The following is a 20,122-nucleotide window of genomic DNA, read 5'->3' as shown; positions in this document are numbered from 1 at the left end:
ATCCCGAATCCCTCGATGCTTGTCTTGTTGGAGACGTCATGGAATTTTCCGTTCAAACTGCTAATCCGGCCAAAACCGAAACGGCCTGCCTCTTAGTGCCGGTTTTTAAAGGTAGTGAACTACTGCCCAGCGTCGCCAAACTGGACGACGCTAGCGAGCGCCTGATCGGCCAACTGATGGAGCGCGGCGACTTTGATGCCTCGCTAGGCAGCGTACTCATGATACCGTTTGCGCCAGGCCTCGGGGCACAGCGGCTGTTATTGGTCGGCTTGGGCGAACGCGAAAAATGCCAGGAAGCGGCCTACATTAAAGCGCTGGATGCCGCCATGGCCGCGCTGGTGAAACTGCCCATTGATGAAGCCAGCGTCGTTTTTAATGATATACCTTTAGCCGACCGCGACGCGGCCTGGAAAGCTCGTAAAGTATTAGAAGCCGCTGAGCGGGCTATTTATCGCTTCGACCAGTTCAAATCAGCACCTGCGCCAGCCCCCAGCCTTGCCAAGCTAACGCTCGTGATTAGTGACGCCAGCACGCAGCCTCTCGTTCAGCAAGGCGCGCTAGTAGGCAACGCAATTGGCCAAGGCATCAACTACACCCGCACGCTAGGCAATCTGCCTGCCAATATCTGCACACCAAGCTACCTAGCCGAGCAGGCACAGCAGCTAGGGCGCGAGTCAAGCGGTGCGCTGGACGTTGAGACCCTTGATGAAGAGGCGCTCGAAGCACTGGGCGCACGCTCATTACTGTCCGTAGGCCGCGGTAGCAAAGAGCCAACCCGCCTGATCGTAATGAAATATACCGGAGCTGAAAACGCTGAAGACGCACCCCATGTGCTAGTCGGAAAAGGCATTACCTTCGATACCGGCGGCATTTCGCTCAAGCCTGGTGAAGGCATGGACGAAATGAAATTCGATATGTGCGGCGCCGCCAGCGTCTTCGGGACCGTCAAAGCGGTACTGGCGATTAAGCCAAAGCTCAACCTTGTCTTTATCGTCGCCGCCGCGGAAAACATGCCCGACGGCCATGCCACCAAGCCCGGCGATATTATCAAGACGATGAAAGGCTTGACCGTTGAAGTGCTTAACACCGATGCAGAAGGTAGGTTGGTGCTATGCGATGCGCTGACCTATGCCGAGCGCTTTACGCCAGCAAGCGTGGTGGATATCGCCACCCTCACTGGCGCGGTGATTATTGGCCTGGGCCACCATGCCACCGGCCTGCTTTCCAACGACGACGATTTGGCACTCGACTTATTAGATGCAGGTGAAGTCGCGTGGGACCGCGCGTGGCATCTACCGCTGTGGGACGAGTACCAGGAGCAGCTAGACTCTAACTTTGCCGACATTGCCAATATTGGCGGTCGCCCGGCGGGCACGATCACCGCGGCATGCTTTTTGTCACGTTTTGCCGATCACTTCCCCTGGGCGCACCTGGATATCGCAGGCACCGCGTGGCATTCCGGCAAGCAAAAAGGCGCAACGGGTCGCCCTGTTGGCCTATTAACCCAGTACTTGCTTGATCGTGAAACCGACACTCAGGTCGAAAATAGTGACGTTTAACGCCTCGTTCATGCGCGAAACGGTTGCCTTTCTGCGCCGCAACCGTTAAACCTGGACATATCAAGCAGCACCGAGCCGAGGCTCGGTGCTGCTGTATCGAATTCACCATCGTATCCAATCATGCCCAACCCTGGGCGTGGTTCTAGCGGAGACAAATAGCCGTGCCCACTGCCAGTTCCGACACCAATGCTGCACCCCGTTTAGAAACGCATTTTGAAACGCTGCCATCCACCCAGCCGTTGGCCGATGATATTCGTGGCAATATCCTAAGTAACCCAGGTTTTGGCAAGTATTTCACCGACCACATGGCCCACGTTCGCTGGACAGCCGACGCCGACTGGCACGGCCATCAGGTGCGTCCGTATGGTCCGCTGACGTTAGACCCTGCAGCATCAGTGCTGCACTACGGCCAGGAAATTTTTGAAGGCATTAAAGCCTATCGCCATGCTGACGGTTCGGTCTGGACGTTTCGCCCTGAGAAAAACGCCGAGCGTTTTCGCCGCAGCGCGCGCCGTTTGGCACTCCCAGAACTCTCCGATGAAGACTTCATTGGTTCACTAAAAGCGCTGCTGGCCCAAGATCATGCTTGGGTCCCCACGCCCGCCAGCACCTCCGACGAGTGCAGCCTTTACCTACGCCCCTTTATGATCGCTTCTGAAGCGTTTTTAGGCGTTCGCCCGTCTCAAGAGGTCGATTACTACGTGATCGCTTCACCAGCGGCGGCCTACTTTAAAGGCGGCGTTGCGCCGGTATCGATCTGGCTCTCCTCAAACTACAAGCGCGCGGCCGCAGGCGGCACCGGCTTTGCCAAGTGTGGCGGTAACTATGCTGCGTCTTTAGCTGCGCAGAAAGAAGCCGAAGCTCATCAGTGTGGCCAGGTTGCGTTTCTAGATGCTGCTGAAAACAAGTGGGTTGAAGAGCTGGGTGGTATGAACCTGTTCTTCGTTTTCAAAGATGGCCGTTTGGTAACCCCACGTTTAACCGACACTATTTTGGAAGGCGTGACCCGCAACTCGATACTGACGCTGGCCAAAGAGGAAGGCTTAACGCCAGAAGAGCGCCCGATCAGCATTGATGAGTGGCGCGAAGGCGCAGCGTCCGGTGAGATCATCGAAGTCTTTGCCTGTGGCACCGCCGCAGTAATCACCCCGGTGGGCGAGCTGGTTTCCGAAAACGAGCGTATTCGCCTCAAGTCTGCCATTGAAGGCGCTGGTGACAGCAACGAAGTCGCTATGCGCATTCGTAGCAAGCTGCTCGATCTCCAGTATGGCCGTAGTGAAGATACGCACGGCTGGCTAACTAAGCTGGTTTAACGCCGAAGCGCTTCTTCTCGCTGCCGCATTCTTTGCGGCGGCGTCGTTTGGAGCCGCTTACTCTAGACCCGACTTATCTGGAATCGCTATGGCGCGCATTGATTTTTACATCCTGCCCGACACGACCCTAGAAGCCCGTTTGCAGTTTGCCTGTAAGCTCGCCGAGACCATCTGGCGTAAGGGCTATCAGCTGCATTTGCACTGCGAGAACAAAGCGCTTGCTGAGCAGGCCGATAGCGCGCTGTGGAATTTTCGTCCCGATGCCTACCTGCCCCACGCGTTAGAAGGTAGCGAAATGGCCGCCAGCGTGCCCATTACGCTTGGCTGGCAACAGCTGCCGGTACCTGCTCAAGAGACTGCGCTGCTTAACCTGCACCCCGATATTCCCGACGGCGTAGAAAACTACGCGCGGATCGCCGAGATCATCAATCAACACCAACAAGTGCTGGTCGCCAAACGCGCCTGCTGGCAGCGTTATAAAGAACTCGGTCATGAAGTTGTGCCGCACAAGCTGGGATAATAATGCCTCCTTAGTGAAAGGGATTTGATATGCCGACACCGCTGCTGGCGCGCTACCCCTTGGCCGTTATTGTTGTCGCCCAGCTGTTCGGCACCTCTCTGTGGTTCAGTATCAACGGCGTTGGCTTGGCGCTACAGGATGCAGTGGGCCTTAGCGAAAGCGACTTAGGCCTGCTCACCATCGCCGTTCAGGCTGGGTTTATTACCGGCACTCTGCTAATGGCCACCACGGGCTTGGCCGATCGCGTCCGCGCCAGCCACCTGTTTGCGATTTCAGCGGTGCTGGGCGCATTGATTAACGCCGCCTTTATTGGTGTCGCCGAGAGCGTGACGCTCGCCGCAGTGGCGCGCTTTGCCACCGGGCTTTGCCTGGCGGGCATCTATCCGCTCGGCATGAAACTAGTCGTGAGCTGGACGCCAAGCCATGCTGGGGCGGCTTTAGGCTGGCTAGTGGGCATGCTGACACTGGGTATTGCCTCGCCGCACCTACTGCGCGGTTTAACGCTGCATTTACCCTGGCAATGGCCGCTGCTGCTGGCTTCATTGCTGGCGCTGGTTGCCGCACTGATGATTTTTCGCTTGGGCGTAGGCCCTCACCTTCCAGTTACCGCCAGAAGCGGGCGCCCGTGGGCCGGGTTAGCTGCATTCAGGCAACCCCGTTTTCGCGCCGCCGCGTTGGGCTACTTTGGCCACTGCTGGGAACTGTATGCGTTGTGGGCACTGGTGCCATTTCTGGTCGCCCGTGAGCTAGAGCGCATAGGTGCCTCAACCAGCGCCCAGCCGTGGCTAAGCTTTCTGGTGATTGCACTGGGGTTACCCGGCTGCGTACTTGCAGGCAAATGGAGCCGCTATATCGGCAGCGATAGAGTGGCTTGCATCGCCTTAGCAACCTCTGGTGCGCTCTGTTTGTTTTATCCGTTACTCGGCAACGCTTCACCCTGGCTGCTGATGGCACTGCTAGGCGTATGGGGCGTTAGCGTGATTTCCGATTCTGCGCAGTTTTCTGCCTTGGCCAGCGCCACGGCTCCGCCCGATCGGCTAGGGGCGGCGCTTGCGATGATGAATGCCATTGGTTTCGGGATTACTATTCCCTCCATTGCGCTGGTCACCGCACTGTGGTCAAGCCAGTCGCTAGCGGTCATTTGGTGGCTGCTGCCAGGCCCGGTTCTTGGGCTCATCGCGATGCGCACCCGAAGCACCTGACGAGCCAGCATCTCTCGCGCTATACTTGTGCACATTTTTTGCCAGCCGTGAGCCGACTCCCATGGAAAAGACCTACCAACCCGAGCAGATCGAAACCCGCTGGTACGAGCGCTGGGAAGCCGACAACCGCTTCGCCCCTTCCGGTAAGGGCACGCCTTTTTCGATCATGATCCCCCCGCCTAACGTCACCGGCAGCCTGCACATGGGCCACGCGTTTCAGGACACCATTATGGATACCCTGACGCGCTGGAAGCGGATGCAGGGGAACAACACGCTGTGGCAGGTAGGCACCGACCACGCTGGTATCGCCACGCAAATGCTAGTGGAGCGTAAACTCGCCGCGGAAGAGGGCAAAACCCGCCACGACCTAGGCCGCGATGCGTTTATCAATAAAGTGTGGGAATGGAAGGAAGAGTCTGGCGACCATATTACCCGCCAACTGCGCCGCATGGGTGCCAGCGTCGATTGGTCTCGCGAACGCTTCACCATGGACGACGGTTTCTACAAAGCAGTCCAAGAGGTATTTGTTCGTCTGCACGAAGAAAAGCTGATTTACCGTGGCAAGCGTTTGGTCAACTGGGATCCGACGCTGCACACCGCCATTTCTGATTTAGAAGTAGAAAACAAAGAGCAGCAAGGCAGCTTCTGGCATTTCCGCTACCCGCTGGCGGATGGCGTACAAACTGCTGATGGCAAACATTACGTGGTGGTCGCCACCACTCGCCCTGAAACGCTGCTCGGTGACACCGGCGTGGCGGTGAATCCTGACGACGCCCGCTACGCCTCATTGATCGGCACCTTTATTGAGCTGCCGCTGGTTGGTCGGCGTATTCCGATCGTGGCCGACGAACACGCGGATATAGCAAAAGGCTCGGGCTGCGTCAAGATTACTCCCGCCCACGACTTTAACGACTACGAAGTCGGCAAGCGGCATAACCACCTGCTAATTAACGTTTTCTCCAAAAACGCGGCAATCCTTGAACGTGCTGAAATCTTTGACCTGAAGGGTCAGCCTCATCCTGACGAAGATGCCAGCCTACCCGCCAAGTACGCCGGTCTGGACCGCTTCGACGCGCGTAAGCAAATTGTTGCGGACATGGATGCCCTTGGCCTGCTGGAGCAGGTAGAAGCCGTCAGTAATACCCTGCCCTATGGCGACCGCTCAGGTGACGTAATTGAGCCGCTGCTCACCGATCAATGGTTTGTGGCCGTAGAAACTCTCGCCAAGCCTGCTATTGAAGCGGTGGAAAACGGCGATATTCAATTCGTGCCCAAAAACTACGAAAACATGTACTTCGCTTGGATGCGCGACCTGCAAGACTGGTGTATCTCCCGCCAGCTGTGGTGGGGACATCGCATTCCAGCGTGGTATGACGCCGAAGGTAATATCTACGTTGCTCGCAGCGAAGAAGAAGCACGTGAAAAGCATGGTCTTGATGCCGACGTAGCGCTGACCCAAGACGAAGACGTGCTGGACACGTGGTTTAGCTCAGGCCTATGGACCTTTGGCACCCTCGGCTGGCCAGAACAAACGCCAGAGCTTGAGACGTTTCATCCTTCCAGCGTGCTGGTCACCGGCTTTGACATCATCTTCTTCTGGGTTGCCCGGATGATCATGATGACCCTGAAGTTCACCAAGCAGGTGCCGTTCAAAACGGTGTATGTGCATGGTCTAGTGCGCGACGGTCAGGGTCAGAAAATGTCCAAATCCAAGGGCAACGTACTCGACCCCATCGATTTGATCGACGGCATCACCTTGGATGAACTGCTCGACAAGCGCACCGGCAATATGATGCAGCCGAAGCAGGCGAAGGCGATTGCCAAAGCGACGAAAGATGAGTTCAAAGACGGCATTGAAGCCCACGGCACCGACGCATTGCGCTTTACGTTCCTCTCCCAGGCCACCACCGGTCGTGATATCAAGTTTGATATGAACCGCCTGGATGGCTACCGTAACTTCTGCAACAAGCTGTGGAATGCCTCGCGCTACGTGCTGATGAATGCCGAAGGCGAAGATTGCGGCATCGCTTCTCAAGGACAGGGTGCCGAGGTTGAACTTTCATTAGCCGACCGCTGGATTATCTCACAGCTACAAAAGACCGAAGCTCAGGTCACCAGGGCGATGGACGAGTACCGCTTCGACCACGCCTCCCAAGCGCTATATGAATTCGTTTGGAACGAATACTGCGACTGGTATTTGGAGCTCTCCAAACCCGTCCTGTGGGACGAAAATGCGACTGCCGAAGCCAAATGTGGCACCCGGCGTACGTTGGTGCGCGTACTCGAAGCTATCCTGCGTTTGGCCCATCCGATGATGCCGTATATCACAGAAGAGATCTGGCAGCGCGTGTCGCCGCTGGCGGGGATGTATATGGGGGACAACGCATCGATCATGCTGCAAGCTTGGCCTGAAGCCGACGAGAGCAAAATCGATGACCAGGCCAGCCTGGATATCGAGTGGCTGAAAGGCGTCATTATCGCCGTGCGTAACATTCGCGCCGAGATGAACATTTCTCCAGGCAAACCACTCGACGTGCTGCTGACCAAAGGCAAGCCCGAAGACGCCGAGCGTCTGAAGAGCAACCGCCACTTCCTCTCCAAGCTGGCGAAGCTGGAAAGCGTTACCTGGCTTGAAAACCCCAACGACGCCCCGCTATCAGCCACGCAGTTGGTGGGTGATATGGAAGTGCTGGTACCGATGGCGGATCTGATCGACAAAGACGCCGAAATCGCCCGCCTGAGCAAAGAGATTGAGAAGCAGGAAAAGCTCATCGGCGGCATCGAGAAGAAACTCGGCAACGACGGCTTTATCGCCAAAGCCCCGGTAGCCGTCGTCGAAAAAGAGCGCGGCAAGTTAGCCGAGTTCCAAGCCACTAAACAATTGCTGGAAGAGCAGAAAGCGAAGATTGAGGCGTTGTAACGTTGGTTCGTAGGCAATCACTGAAAAAAATGGCCCCCGAGAAAGGGGCCGTTTTTTGTCTAAATGAACCGTCCTTTTCGTTCAATCCGCATTGGAGTTCAGTCGCACTGACTTATAAAGCAGCCAATTCTGCAGGGTTAATACTCGGATATTTACGCCACTCATGACCGTGTTTTGCCTGCATGATAATGAGGGGCGCAGAGGCACTAAATATCCTGTGCGTAACGCGCAACCATGTCTTCCTGTGACTCAGGGAAGCCACTCCCCGTCTGTTCTTGAATCATCTGCCCCATCGTTGGCAGTACCGATCGATCGTGATGGCTCTCATCTGCCCAAAGCTTGGAGCGCATAAAGGCTTTAGCGCAGTGTAGGTAAGCCTCCTCAACCGCCACCTCTACAACTACCTTCGGCGCTCGCGTCTCCGAGGCGAACAGTTGCAACTTATCTTCATCCACCGACACATGCGCGGAGCCATTGATGCGTAGCGTCTCATCGACCCCTGGGATTAAAAACAGCAGCCCAACCCGGCCACTCTCGACAATATTTTTAAGTGAGTCCAAGCGGTTATTACCTGGGGAGTCTGGAATTACCAGAGTAAGATCATCAACCACCTTGATAAAACCTGGCTCTCCCCCGCGTGGCGACGCATCAAAGCCCGACGCGTTTCCAGTGGCGATGACCACAAAGGGAGAAAGCTCGATAAATCGCTGGCAGTGCCGGTCAAGACGCGATAGCTGTTTCTTCAGCGCTCGCTCCTTTGGCTCAGGATATAGCTGGCATAGCTCTTCGATGGTGCGAATCATACTTCCTCCAAATTCAAACATGCCAATTCAGTAGTAAGGAAACGAAAACCGCACTGCGAGGTGCCGTGTTGAGTGTTAATCCATATCTTAAACTAGCCGCCACACGACAAGACTACCAAGTTCGTCCGTTTGCTATGCAGTGTTATCGTTACGGCGATATATCAGTGGTACCGGCATCTCCATCCCGTACAGCACGATAAAAGGGCACCACAATCTGGGAAAACAGCGCTACTCCCCAAACCAAGTTGCCCACCATTGAAGGTACGTAGGGGAAGATAGCTAATAACAGCAAGGCAGCCGCAATTCCAAAAGCTCTTATGCCAGCAGAGTGATAAAGCCGGGTTATATCACGCCCCTCTACGACATGCTGTAATACCCAAAGAGAGCCCAAAAAGACCACTAAACCAATGTTACCAATCATGCCATAGCCCAATGGGTAGGGTTCCATAAACCCAACATAAACCTCGCCCGCGAGCGCTACTCCAACCAGCACCGCGCTCCACATGATGGCAATATGGGCGAGCCAATACGTGACTATCAATGATGTTTTCCGGCTTTTGGGCTGAGCATTTCCCACACAATCGAAATAGACCCAGGCCAACGCAAACAGCGAAAGGCCACCCATGATAAAATTAATCAGCGTATCCGGCCCTACCGCACTAATGCTCTTTTGACTGAGTGTCACGACCAGTTTAAAAAATCCTTCGCCTAACAAAATCAGCATCAGCAAGCCAAACCGCTCTGATATGTGATGCAGTCGCGGGCGGAAACGCTCAAAGCGCAGCGTACCTATACGCGGCAAAATATACTGTAGTTGTATCAGTACAATGCCGGCGCCAAAGACCCAGTAAGCAAACGGCCGAGGCAACACGGCAGACAACGCAAACAGCCCTGCAAGTATAAAGAAGTTACGCCCTTGTTCAGCGGCAAGTGAGGTCGCTTCTGCCCCCACACGCCTAGCTCGCCAGTATAGATAAGCCGTCAATGCCCGATTGAAAGCATAACCGAGTGCAAAATAGCCCCATCCACCCTCTAAAATATCCGGAATCGCCGCCGCAATCACCATCATCGTCACTATCTGGACCGCCATAAGCGTCCGGTGTGGGATATCCGTCGAGATATACAAGGAGTTGTAAATAGAGCTGTCAGCCCAGGCAAAGAAAACAGCCAGAAATATCCCTGAAAACACCATAAAACCATGTATATCAAGGTGATTCGATAGAAAATTACCCAGCATAAAGATGGTGACGACATGTACCAGATCAAAAAACAGTTCGACCCAATGAACATGATTACTGGCGTCTCTTGCATCCAGGTGGTGGCGAGGTTTACGCCAAACAGGATAGTTTCTTAACGTCATTGCCCATCATCTCTCGTTTAACGGTCTCAGCACTTGGCTCTGTAATAACGGCACCACCCAATTTATAAACGCTTCGAGACGCCGTGTCATATGCTCACGATGTGGATACAACAACGTGATGGGCATGGGTTCTGGTACTGTCATTGGCAGAACATTAACCAAGTTCCCCGAGTCCAGATGATGACGCACATCGTAATGAGGAACCTGAACCAGCCCTAAGCCTGCCAGGGCACCCGCAATAAGCGCTTCTGCCGTATTGACGGTGACGCGGGCGGGAAGTAACACGCTATTCACCCGATCGGCTTGCTGATACTCCCAGCTTTCGACGCTGCCTCTCATAGACGACACAAACGCAACAATGCGATGAGTGGATAGATCCTCGATGGTCTCAGGCGTGCCAAAGCGGGCTAGATAAGCAGGGCTCGCACAATTGCACAACGGCAGACATCCCAGAGGTCGGGCAATAAGATTACTGTCTGCCAGCGCACCCACGCGTATCACGCAATCCACTCCTTCGCTCACCAGGTCGATCGCTCGATCAGTCACCCCCACTTGAATGTCAATGTCCGGGTATTGATCGAGGAAGTCTGGCAGCGCTGGTATCAGTACCCGTCGACCAAGGCGTCCAGGGACATTGATACGCAGCTTGCCACTGGGGCGCTCCGCTTCAGCTGAAAAGGCACCTATCAGTCGCTCGTAATCCCGCAACAGTAACAGCGCCTGCTTGTATAGCAGCTGCCCCTCTTCGGTGATATCAAGCGCCCTCGTTGTCCGGTTAATCAGACGGGTTCCCAGCTCACTCTCTAAATCCTTCACCGCTGTCGATACCGTAGAGCGAGGAATACTCAGGCTCTCCGCTGCACGGGTAAAACTCATACAATCCAACACGCGGGTAAAAATATGCAGCCTTTCCAGACGATCCATACCACTCACCCTACTGTTCGCGATTCTCGACAATTGCTGTCAGTTTACGCCGGTTTATACTTATGCAAAGTCTGACGAGAATGAACCTGCAAGCCGATGCCCACGCTCGGAGTAAAGACAACCGTATTTAAACCCACGATATCAATAAGGTAATCAACATGGCGACATACGATTTTAAAGACAAAGTAGTACTTATCGCTGGCGGTGCCAAAAACCTAGGTGGTCTCTTAAGCCGTGAGGTTGCTAAAGAGGGCGCCAAGGTCGTGGTGCATTACAATAGTGAGACTACCCGTGCCGATGCGGAACATACGGTCAGCGCAGTGAAAAATCTGGGCGGCGATGCTTATATGACCCAAGGTGACCTGACTCGGCCGACCACTGTGGAGGCACTCTTTCTAGAAGCTAAAGAAAAATTCGGTAGCATTGATGTCGCTGTCAATACTGCAGGCATGGTGCTGCGCAAGCCCATTGTCGAGACGAGTGAAGACGAATATGACGCCATGTTCGACATCAATGCCAAGGCGGCTTATTTCTTTATTAAGGAAGCGGGTAAGCATCTGAACGACAATGGCAAAATCATCACCGTTGTCACCTCCCTACTCGCTGCATTTACGGATGGCTACTCTACCTATGCTGGTGGCAAGTCGCCCGTGGAGCATTTCACCCGAGCGGCGGCCAAAGAGTTCGCGGAGCGCGGCATTTCGGTAACCGCCGTTGGTCCAGGCCCCATGGACACCCCTTTCTTCTACGGGCAGGAAACGCCAGAAAGGGTGGGGTTCCATAAATCCCAGTCACTGCACGGGAACCTTACCAAGATCGAAGACATTTCCCCCATTATCCGCTTCCTGGCAACAGACGGCTGGTGGATTACCGGCCAAACGATTTTTGCCAACGGTGGCTATACGACGCGTTAATCAAGCAAATCGGCTGGCTCAATGCCAGCCAATTCTGCATAATAAAAGCGCTCTCTTGCACCGGAGGTTCATATGCACACACTGATGATCATCTGCGCTGGTTTGGTACTCTTTGCTATTCTGGCATTTGCCGCCAGACTCATACCTGCTTTTCGCCCCCACTATTTCATTGTCTTTGCTGTCCTCTGGTTACTCGCTTCTTGTATCAATCTGTGGATCGGCGTGGTTCACGCGGGGTACTCCCTTATGTACGAGTTGCCGTTCTTTTTAATTGTCTTCCTCGCCCCCGTCATCATTGCCCACCTGGTCAAGAAAAAATACCTCTGACCACCATTAGGCCTTTCTCAAGAGGCTGGGAGGTCTAACTCTACTCCCATCTTCCAACCCCATCTTTCCAGAAAATACCAACTTCTTATTGATCATTGGGCAAGCCCCCACGCACATTCGCGAAAAACCTTCGCCGCGCCTGTCACAGCAAGCCATTAGTTGACTGGCAGCCACCCAAGCGAGTATTGGCGCTGATGGGCACTAGCGATGGCAGTGCAATCGCTAGTCGTGGCATTTTAGGCTTAGCAGGAAAATGGGTATGGGAATGGAAAAAGCGGATTGATGCGCGCTTTATCGCTCGTTTCAATCCGCCTTTTGAGAATTAACACGCTATGTTTGATGCTATCTGAAAGTCGTCAAGCGATGAGTAGGCAAGCCAGTCATTGGCAAAAGGTCTGCACGACCTCGCTCAGGCTGGTGTTAACACAGCATGGTCGTGTGCAGACTATTTTCAGTAGAATCTAATTACCTTTGCGCCAGCCGCCTAATACCCGACTATCCGGGCCAAAAAACACCAAACGGTCATGGTCGATTAAGTAACGGTAGGCCGTCTCCATCATATCCGTTACCCGCTTTGCATCGGCCATTTGGGGGCACGCCATACGGGTTGTCGCTAATTCGCTAAACGCTATGCGCTGGCTATCGCCGAGCGTCACTTCGCCGGTAAAGCGGTTGCAGCCATCATAACCGCTGACCTTGCCGTCCTTTGCAATCTGGAAATAAGGCGCTTCGGGCATCGACAGCCTCTCATCGGTGCCGACCAGCAATAGATTCCAGCGCTGCTCAACGATAGGGCCTGAGAGCGAAGAGCCGCTCATTTGGCCTCCCCCTGCGGAGCTCGGCCCTGGTGTGCTGCTACAGGCACTTAATAACAGCGCAGCCGAAGCAAGCAGCGGCAGTAAACGCCAACCTTTCATGGTCATAATGATCCTTTCCCTCTTGAGCGATTAGGCTTAACGACGATCAGCAAATTGACTACCAGCTACCGCTATTTTCCATAGAAGCCCAGGGTTCTTGGGGTGCTAACGCATCGCCTTTCTGCAGCAGCTCCACCGAAATACCATCCGGCGATTTAACAAACGCCATATAGCCGTCGCGAGGCGGACGGTTGATAGTGACGCCGTTATCCTGAAGGTATTGGCAAAGCGCGTAAATGTCATCGACACGATAGGCTAAATGGCCGAAATTGCGCCCCCCTGAATACTCTTCTGGGTCCCAGTTGTAGGTCAGCTCTAGTTCAGGCGCGGTCAGCCGCTCTGATCGCTGCTCGTCCGCTGGCGCCGCTAGGAAAATCAGCGTGAAGCGGCCTTTCTCATTTTCCTTGCGACGCACTTCCTTGAGCCCCAGTAGGTCGCAGTAAAAATGTAGTGATGCGTCTAAATCGCTAACCCGTGCCATGGTATGAAGATATTGCATAACGACTCCTGTGAATAATTCATATTAGCCATGCTCTACAAAAGCGTGACAACAAGACCAAAACATTGCAACGCCGTACAATGACACCATAACGTTTATCTTAACTGGGTTTACCCAACGGAGAAACCTGTGGATTCAGTCACTCAAGCCGCGCTGGGTGCTGCCATTGGCGGTGCTGTGCTAGGACGCCGCCTTGGCGGCAAAGCATTACTCATTGGCGCAGTGCTCGGCACCTTACCGGATCTGGACGTGGTGTTGGATTATGGCGATGCCGTGGCCAAGGTCACCGAGCATCGCGGCTTTAGCCATTCGCTGTTTGTGCTTACCGGATTAGCCACGCTAATGGCACTGCTGTGCACACGCTTTGCCCCTGCCCGCGATATCTCCTTTCAACGCTGGTGGTGGCTTTTTACTCTGGGGCTGACCACTCACCCATTGTTAGATTCGCTGACCACTTACGGCACCCAGCTGTTGTGGCCTCTGGACCTACCCCCAGCCGCGCTGCCCATTGTGTTTATTATCGATCCGTTCTACACGCTGCCCCTGCTAATTGCCCTCGGCATCGGCTTGGCTTCAAGACGGATAGCTAAAGCCTGCACCTGGGGATTAGCCATCTCCAGCGTTTACCTCATCATGGCGATAGGCGCCAAAACCGCAGTGGAGCACCGTTTAGCGCCGGTGCTAGCGGCACAAGGTCTGGAAGATGCGCCCTTACTTATCCAACCAGCGCCGTTCAGTATCGCGCTGTGGCGCGTAACGCTGGTGGACGGCGATCGCTACTATGAAAGTTTGGTCAGTCTGCTTGATGGCCAGCATGCACCACATCTTGAGCCGCTACGTCGAAACGCTAAGTTAGAACAGGCCGCCCTCGCTAGCCAGCAGGGCCAGCGTTTAGCGTGGTTTGCCGGCCCATTCTTACGCTACGAGACACGCCTGCTGGACGGTAAAGAGACGCTGATCGCCACCGATGTCAGGCTCGGCTTTCCAGGCTTTCACCCGTTTAGCTTTACTCTCGCAACCCTAGAAGATGGCCGCTGGGCACCCCTGGCGGTAACCGAGCAGCTAGAAAATTCGCGAGAGCTGCCTATGCAAATGCTGTTAAGTCTCGCCGCTCGCGCCACCGGCAACCCTTCCGCTTTATGCGCTAGCGAATTTGTGGCGGATACATGGCGAACGGAGCCCGCGGCTTATCGCTGTTAAGTTAATGCCTGAGCATTGGGCAGGGCTTATGGAGCGATACCCTGGCCGCAGCCACTGTACTGCTCTCCACCATAGGTCAGCGTGACGCGGGCGGGGAAAGGCTTGCCGCTCATGTCATCGAAGCAGGCCCCCGCCTCAATGCGCACGCGAAAGAAGGGCTCGACATCGCCATTTTCAATCACCACTCGGCCGGCCTCGTTATCCATCACGCTGACCATGTAGGGCAATTGGATTTTATCCTCACCATAATTGAGTTCGACCGTTAGCGTCGGTGTGTCGTGGGCTAGCGCGATCGACCATCCTGGCTCATTGCCTTGGCCAAAGAACATGACGCCGGGCCGTTCAGCGCGGGTTAAGGCATCACGCTGCTCAGCAAGCGAGCACTGCAGCTGACCCCGCGGCGTTTCTACACGTGCCTGATCACCGCGATTCCAGAAGCTGATTTCACCATCCTGAGAGCGAGCGCCGCTGGCCACAATCGCCTGGGGCAACCGCCAAGCGCCGTGCAGTGACCAAAGGCGCAGGTCACTTTCATTGGTCGCGGTGACGAGGTGCTGCTGAGCGGGCATGCAGTGCCAGGCTGCAAACTGCTGCGCAGAGCCGGGAAAAAGTGCCGAGGGTAGAAACGGTGCCCGGTTTTCCAGCGTTGCCTGGTTAGCAGCGGCCGTTTCGGCTGAAGGCGTTGCTGCACAGCCCGTTAAGGCGACCATCAGCCCTGTCACGACCGACGCCCATACGCGTGTTGTTAGCATGTTCATTGTACTGGATTCATTGTAGTGGGTTCCCTGTATGACGGATTCTATGGCTTGCGTTGTGCCTACCCGCGTTTGAACGCTTGCAGGTCTTGAGTATCGACACTTTCTACTCGTGGTGGTAACCCCTGCTCTTCGCGCTTTATTTTAAGCTGGCTTTTTTCGGCGAGACGCTCTGGATCACTATTGGCGGTACGCCCATTAAGCTCTGCTAACTGCGCCATGCCCTGATGATAGAATGTCAGAAGATCCAACGCCGTACGGTTGTTCTCTTCGAGCTCACGCCGCAGCGGAGCAAGATAGCTGCTGACGTGTGACAGGTGGTGCTTAAGCTGCCAAACATAGCGCACCTCTGCCATCCACGGGCGCTCACGTAGCACGGCAAATAGCGCGCTAGTTGCTAGCAATCCAAGCACAACACCTAAGACGTTGAGCCACAGGCTGCTGCCAAAGGTAGAGGTCAGCAGCATTGAAAATAATAGACCAAAAATAATCAGTTGCCCCGCCATGGCAAAGCTAATCATACGAGCTTTACGACGGTAGGTCTCAGGGTCGTGATGTTCTAGGTTAAATACCATAGCCAGCCTCGTTCTCTTTGGAAACGCTCTTATGATACGGGGCTGACCATGGCAAACAAGCACTTGCGCTAAGCTAAACGCTCCGCGGCCGTTTTGATCAGATGTTCGGTGGTTTCCCAGCCCATGCAAGCATCCGTGACCGACACACCGTAGCGCATTGCGCCGGGCTTTAATGACTGTTTGCCTTCAAACAGATGGCTTTCTAGCATTAGTGCGACTAGGTTGGCCTCGCCTGCCTGGCGCTGAGCCAACACATCCAGCATAACCTCACTCTGGCGACGGTGGTCTTTACGTGCATTAGCGTGGCTGCAATCCACCATCAGACGCGGGTTTTGCCCAGCATTACGCAACGCGGCAATGGCTGCACGCACGTGATGCGCCTGGTAATTGGGCTCACCGTGGCCGCCGCGTAATACGACGTGAGTATGCGGATTGCCCGCTGCTTGCTGGACAATAGGGTGGCCCTGAGAATCAACCGCGAAGCGCTGGTGTGGATGAGCCGCCGCCTCCATGGCATCAATCGCCACCTGTACATCGCCGCTGGTGGCATTTTTAAACCCCACCGCGGCGGCTAAATCACTGGCTAGCTCGCGGTGCAGCTGCGACTCCGTTGTGCGTGCGCCAATCGCCACCCAGCTCAGTAAATCGTCCAGATAGGGTGCCAGCATTGGCTGCAAAAGCTCGGTAGCCACCGGCAGACCGCGTGCTGCAACCGCATGCATCAGCTCACGGGAAAGCGCTAAGCCACGCCCCATATCGCCGCTGCCATCCAAATCAGGATCGTAGGCAAGCCCCTTCCAACCCACCGTAGTGCGCGGTTTTTCGATATAAACGCGCATCACCGGCAAAATATGCTCGCTCACTTGCTCGCTGAGTGCGGCCAAGCGATCGGCGTACTCTTGCGTCGCCTTGGGGTCATGCACCGAGCAGGGGCCTACGACGACCAGCAGGCGATCATCCTGACCGCTTAAAATTTGCTGCACGGCGTGACGTTGGCGCGAAATCTGCTCACGTAGCGAGTCATTCAGCGGAACACGCTGGCGAAGCGCATCGGGGGTAGGCAGCCTTTCAGACGAGGCAGTGCAGGTCACACCGACGTTGGCGCTATGTCTTTCAAGATTATGCTTTGCAGGGCTATTGACAGCAGAACTGATGGGCGCATTCATGATTAACTCTCCGTGATCGTACATCGATTGACTAAGTGACCACCCAGGCGAACACGATCGGAGGTGGCAGCTAGCACCGATCGCGCGCCGCTAAATCGCCAGCCATAGCAATAGCCCACAAAGCCGATAGCAAAAGCGTTAGTCAATGCGCGATAAATCATGGTGCCGCTCCTTAATGAAATAATGATGACGATCACTCTAGATACGTCTAAAAAAAATACGTCCAAAAACGCCAAAAGCCCCGGCGGGGTTACCGACCGGGGCTTCTGTGCTTGCGGCAGGCAACCGAGTGGTGTGCCTGGTGGCGCGACGTTAGACGTCGGCCAAGGGCACACCGTGGCTAAACCAATACCAATAAGATGCAATGCTGTTAACCCGCTCAGCGCTGCGCGTTGGCTGAAGGCTTTCCACGCTCACACGCAAGCCCTCAGCCGTTATCGGCTGGGGTTTAGCTGTGAATAGCGTGGCGAGTCGTAGCATGCTGATTTTCCACTGGTAATGGTAAGCCCCGATCGATAGCCCTATGGGCTGTCGCAATGGCGTAATGACTTTATCCTGCCTGCAAGCGGTTCAAATGGCAATACTCATCTGCTAAAAGCTTGCCGTTCGGCGGCCCTTCAAGTCAATCAGGGCTTGTAACAGAGCCTGAGCAGGCCTAAGACAGATCATGCTTGGGATATTAGCTAGACCGTGGCGCATAGGCGAATACGTCTGAAAACACGCGTTCTAATGGCATGCCTTTACTTTCAAGCACGTCCAGGCAGGCATACACCATGCCTGGCGACCCTGATAAATAAACATCATGCGCATACGGAGCAATATCAGCAGCCTTCAGGACGTCATCAATACGCCCCTGCTGATGGCTAATCCGCTCTCCTGCCGCTAGCGGCTCCTCTAACGGAAGCTCGGTGACCGCATGGAATGAAACGTTGGGATACGTTTGCGCCCAGTGGCTGGCCAGCTGTTCTAGATAAAGGTCACGGTGTTCGCGTGCGGCCCACCATAGCGACACTTGCCGATCGGGCTGTGCGTGTAGCACCGCCTCAACCATGGCTTTCATCTGTGAAAAACCGGTGCCCGCGGCGATGAGCATAAGCGGCCGCTGGCTTTGAAGATCCAGCACGCATTCTCCACCCGGCAATCGCAGCGTTAGCTGGTTCGCGACCTTCAACAGCTCTCGCAGGCGCACGGAGTTGTTTCGCTCCGGCCAATGCTGAATATGTAGTTCAACAATGCCATCCCCGCGATCGAAGCTGGCAATTGAAAACGGCACCCAGGTGGTATCGTCTAGCTTAAGCTCTAAATACTGGCCCGGTGCATGCTGCATGGCTTCGGCGCGTCCTTCGAGCGTCACGCCAAACACATCGGGATTCAAGTTCTCAACTTCGGTAACTTGGCAAGTCAACGTCCTTGCACTCATGAAGGCCTCTTTTTTGCAAATTCGGTCAACTATAACGCCGCACGTTTAACCGCCGTGACGAGAGGGCGGCAAATCAAGGCCAATCCCAAGCGCTTCCCAGCGATCATCCACACGCGCTTTAACGGCTTCGTCCATCACAATGGGGGTGCCCCACTCCCGGTCTGTTTCACCCGGCCATTTATTGGTGGCGTCTAGCCCCATTTTCGACCCAAGGCCTGAGACCGGCGAGGCAAAATCGAGATAATCAATCGGCGTATTTTCTACCAAGACGGTATCGCGTGCGGGATCCATCCGTGTGGTGATGGCCCAAATGACGTCTTCCCAGTTGCGCGCATCAACGTCGTCATCCAGCACAATCACAAACTTGGTGTACATGAACTGCCGCAGAAAGCTCCAGACCCCCATCATTACGCGCTTGGCGTGGCCAGGATATTGCTTCTTCATAGTGACCACCGCCATGCGGTACGAACAGCCTTCTGGCGGCAGATAAAAGTCGACAATTTCTGGAAATTGTTTACATAGAATTGGCACAAATACTTCGTTCAACGCTAACCCTAGGATCGCCGGTTCGTCAGGCGGACGCCCGGTGTAGGTTGAATGATAAATCGCGTCACGGCGCATAGTCATACGGGTGACGGTAAAGACAGGAAAGTGATCGGCCTCATTGTAGTAACCGGTATGGTCACCAAAGGGGCCTTCCACTGCCATGTCATCGGGATAGATGAAGCCTTCGAGGATGATTTCGCTCGATGCCGGCACATCAAGATCCGCATGGCCGCACTTGACTAGCTCAGTACGCGAGCCACGTAGCAGCCCTGCAAAGGCATACTCCGAAAGCGAATCTGGCACGGGCGTAACGGCGGCAAGGATCGTTGCCGGATCAGCACCCAAGGCCACCGCCACCGGAAACGGCTCACCGGGATGTTCTTTTTGAAACTCTAAGAAATCCAAAGCGCCGCCACGGTGGGAGAGCCAGCGCATAATCAGGCGGTTTTTGCCGATTTTCTGCTGACGATAAATACCAAGATTTTGGCGCTTTTTATGCGGCCCTTTGGTAATCACCAACGGCCAGGTGACCAGCGGCCCTGCGTCGCCAGGCCAGCAATGCTGGATTGGCAGCAGACCAAGGTCGACATCGTCATCCTCATAAACCACTTCTTGCACCGGCGCCCGCTTGACGTTTTTAGGCCCCATGCTAAGCACTTGCTTGAAAATCGGCAGCTTGTCCCAGGCATCTTTTAAGCCTTTAGGCGGGTCGGGCTCTTTGAGAAACGCCAGCAGCTTGCCGACTTCTCGCAACGCTTCTACCGAGTCCTGCCCCATTCCCAGCGCAACCCGCTTGGGCGTGCCAAACAGGTTGCCCAGCAGCGGCATGTCATGGCCTTTGACGTTTTCAAACAACAGCGCCGGGCCACCGGCACGCAACGTGCGGTCGCAAATTTCAGTGATTTCCAGATAAGGATCGACTTCGACGTGGATACGTTTGAGTTCACCACGGGCTTCTAACGCCGCGATGAACTCACGCAGGTCTTTGTACTTCAAGGCACGCTCCCTGGCTGGCTAGTGCGCGGCTGCGGCTATCCTGCTCAACGCTAGCGGCGCTGATATGGACAACACGCTAACGGCGCTTCATCGCTTCAAAGAATTCGAGATTGGTCTTGGTGTCTTTCAGACGATCAATCAGGAACTCGGTTGCGGCGGTGTCTTCCATCGGATTGAGCAGCTTACGCAGAATCCACATGCGCTGC

21 protein-coding genes and 1 pseudogene are annotated in these 20,122 nt (G+C 54.9%); 9 read left to right on the top strand and 13 right to left on the bottom strand.

Annotation, left to right across the window (positions count from 1 at the left end; translation table 11 throughout):
- The first annotated feature begins 38 nt into the window (after nt 1-38).
- The 5 genes from ACTH5D_RS12725 to ACTH5D_RS12705 all read left to right on the top strand — a co-directional run bounded on the left by ACTH5D_RS12725 (nt 39) and on the right by ACTH5D_RS12705 (nt 7,514).
- The gene (locus tag ACTH5D_RS12725; protein ID WP_441671800.1) at nt 39-1,559 is read left to right on the top strand and encodes a leucyl aminopeptidase; all 1,521 of its coding nucleotides are present in this window, start codon (nt 39-41) and stop codon (nt 1,557-1,559) included.
- 161 nt (nt 1,560-1,720) lie between these two features.
- Nucleotides 1,721-2,872 (top strand): branched-chain amino acid aminotransferase, encoded by a 1,152-nt coding sequence (locus ACTH5D_RS12720; protein ID WP_441671798.1) that lies wholly within the window; start codon nt 1,721-1,723, stop codon nt 2,870-2,872.
- A gap of 88 nt (nt 2,873-2,960) precedes the next feature.
- On the top strand, nt 2,961-3,392 hold the full coding sequence (locus ACTH5D_RS12715; RefSeq protein ID WP_441671796.1) for a DNA polymerase III subunit chi: 432 nt from the start codon (nt 2,961-2,963) through the stop codon (nt 3,390-3,392).
- A 29-nt stretch (nt 3,393-3,421) separates the two neighbouring features.
- Nucleotides 3,422-4,594, top strand: coding sequence for an MFS transporter (locus tag ACTH5D_RS12710; protein WP_441671794.1), 1,173 nt, complete (start codon nt 3,422-3,424; stop codon nt 4,592-4,594).
- Nucleotides 4,595-4,655: 61 nt separating this feature from the next.
- The gene (locus ACTH5D_RS12705) at nt 4,656-7,514 is read left to right on the top strand and encodes a valine--tRNA ligase (RefSeq protein WP_441671792.1); all 2,859 of its coding nucleotides are present in this window, start codon (nt 4,656-4,658) and stop codon (nt 7,512-7,514) included.
- A 206-nt stretch (nt 7,515-7,720) separates the two neighbouring features.
- On the opposite strand, the gene ACTH5D_RS12700 is transcribed toward ACTH5D_RS12705, so the two are convergent.
- From ACTH5D_RS12700 to ACTH5D_RS12690, 3 genes are all read right to left on the bottom strand, one after another.
- Entirely contained in the window at nt 7,721-8,317 is a 597-nt protein-coding gene (locus tag ACTH5D_RS12700) for a pyridoxamine 5'-phosphate oxidase family protein (protein ID WP_441671790.1), read from the bottom strand.
- Nucleotides 8,318-8,465: 148 nt separating this feature from the next.
- Nucleotides 8,466-9,677 carry a low temperature requirement protein A gene (locus ACTH5D_RS12695; protein ID WP_441671788.1) on the bottom strand — a complete coding sequence of 404 codons (1,212 nt, stop codon included), beginning with the start codon at nt 9,675-9,677 and terminating at the stop codon, nt 8,466-8,468.
- A gap of 6 nt (nt 9,678-9,683) precedes the next feature.
- Nucleotides 9,684-10,601 carry a LysR substrate-binding domain-containing protein gene (locus ACTH5D_RS12690; RefSeq protein ID WP_441671786.1) on the bottom strand — a complete coding sequence of 306 codons (918 nt, stop codon included), beginning with the start codon at nt 10,599-10,601 and terminating at the stop codon, nt 9,684-9,686.
- Between the two features lie 158 nt (nt 10,602-10,759).
- Between ACTH5D_RS12690 and ACTH5D_RS12685 the strand changes: the two genes are divergently transcribed.
- The 3 genes from ACTH5D_RS12685 (at nt 10,760) to ACTH5D_RS12675 (ending at nt 12,168) form a co-directional block, all read left to right on the top strand.
- A complete protein-coding gene (locus ACTH5D_RS12685) occupies nt 10,760-11,515 on the top strand; it encodes an SDR family oxidoreductase (protein WP_441671784.1) in 756 nt (251 codons plus the stop codon).
- 72 nt (nt 11,516-11,587) lie between these two features.
- Nucleotides 11,588-11,842: a hypothetical protein gene (locus ACTH5D_RS12680; protein ID WP_441671782.1), complete on the top strand. Its 255-nt coding sequence runs from the start codon at nt 11,588-11,590 to the stop codon at nt 11,840-11,842.
- Nucleotides 11,843-12,036: 194 nt separating this feature from the next.
- The gene (locus tag ACTH5D_RS12675; protein WP_441671780.1) at nt 12,037-12,168 is read left to right on the top strand and encodes a hypothetical protein; all 132 of its coding nucleotides are present in this window, start codon (nt 12,037-12,039) and stop codon (nt 12,166-12,168) included.
- 135 nt (nt 12,169-12,303) lie between these two features.
- On the opposite strand, the gene ACTH5D_RS12670 is transcribed toward ACTH5D_RS12675, so the two are convergent.
- Nucleotides 12,304-12,765: an META domain-containing protein gene (locus ACTH5D_RS12670; protein WP_441671778.1), complete on the bottom strand. Its 462-nt coding sequence runs from the start codon at nt 12,763-12,765 to the stop codon at nt 12,304-12,306.
- Between the two features lie 52 nt (nt 12,766-12,817).
- Nucleotides 12,818-13,258 (bottom strand): VOC family protein, encoded by a 441-nt coding sequence (locus ACTH5D_RS12665; protein WP_441671776.1) that lies wholly within the window; start codon nt 13,256-13,258, stop codon nt 12,818-12,820.
- A gap of 129 nt (nt 13,259-13,387) precedes the next feature.
- Between ACTH5D_RS12665 and ACTH5D_RS12660 the strand changes: the two genes are divergently transcribed.
- The gene (locus tag ACTH5D_RS12660; RefSeq protein ID WP_441671774.1) at nt 13,388-14,458 is read left to right on the top strand and encodes a metal-dependent hydrolase; all 1,071 of its coding nucleotides are present in this window, start codon (nt 13,388-13,390) and stop codon (nt 14,456-14,458) included.
- A gap of 26 nt (nt 14,459-14,484) precedes the next feature.
- Here the strand turns inward: ACTH5D_RS12660 and ACTH5D_RS12655 are convergent, their stop codons facing one another.
- From ACTH5D_RS12655 to rho, 8 genes and pseudogenes are all read right to left on the bottom strand, one after another.
- A complete protein-coding gene (locus ACTH5D_RS12655) occupies nt 14,485-15,216 on the bottom strand; it encodes a C-type lysozyme, inhibitor (protein ID WP_441671772.1) in 732 nt (243 codons plus the stop codon).
- Nucleotides 15,217-15,275: 59 nt separating this feature from the next.
- Nucleotides 15,276-15,788, bottom strand: coding sequence for a DUF3087 family protein (locus ACTH5D_RS12650; RefSeq protein ID WP_441671770.1), 513 nt, complete (start codon nt 15,786-15,788; stop codon nt 15,276-15,278).
- A 68-nt stretch (nt 15,789-15,856) separates the two neighbouring features.
- Entirely contained in the window at nt 15,857-16,954 is a 1,098-nt protein-coding gene (locus ACTH5D_RS12645) for a 3-deoxy-7-phosphoheptulonate synthase (protein WP_441671768.1), read from the bottom strand.
- Nucleotides 16,955-16,956: 2 nt separating this feature from the next.
- Nucleotides 16,957-17,115, bottom strand: a complete 159-nt coding sequence (locus ACTH5D_RS12640) for a hypothetical protein (protein ID WP_441671766.1) — start codon at nt 17,113-17,115, stop codon at nt 16,957-16,959.
- Between the two features lie 151 nt (nt 17,116-17,266).
- Nucleotides 17,267-17,434 carry a hypothetical protein gene (locus ACTH5D_RS12635; RefSeq protein ID WP_441671764.1) on the bottom strand — a complete coding sequence of 56 codons (168 nt, stop codon included), beginning with the start codon at nt 17,432-17,434 and terminating at the stop codon, nt 17,267-17,269.
- Between the two features lie 199 nt (nt 17,435-17,633).
- Nucleotides 17,634-18,374, bottom strand: a complete 741-nt coding sequence (locus ACTH5D_RS12630; protein ID WP_441671762.1) for an FAD-binding oxidoreductase — start codon at nt 18,372-18,374, stop codon at nt 17,634-17,636.
- A gap of 45 nt (nt 18,375-18,419) precedes the next feature.
- Nucleotides 18,420-19,916 (bottom strand): 4-hydroxy-3-polyprenylbenzoate decarboxylase, encoded by a 1,497-nt coding sequence (gene ubiD / locus ACTH5D_RS12625; RefSeq protein WP_441671760.1) that lies wholly within the window; start codon nt 19,914-19,916, stop codon nt 18,420-18,422.
- A 76-nt stretch (nt 19,917-19,992) separates the two neighbouring features.
- Nucleotides 19,993-20,122, bottom strand: a pseudogene (gene rho / locus ACTH5D_RS12620) (transcription termination factor Rho); the annotation flags it as partial.

It is taken from the genome of Halomonas sp. (assembly GCF_052095695.1).
GTDB lineage: Bacteria > Pseudomonadota > Gammaproteobacteria > Pseudomonadales > Halomonadaceae > Vreelandella.
Note: the sequence above shows the minus strand (reverse complement) of the source record. Positions and strands in the feature narration are given on the sequence as shown.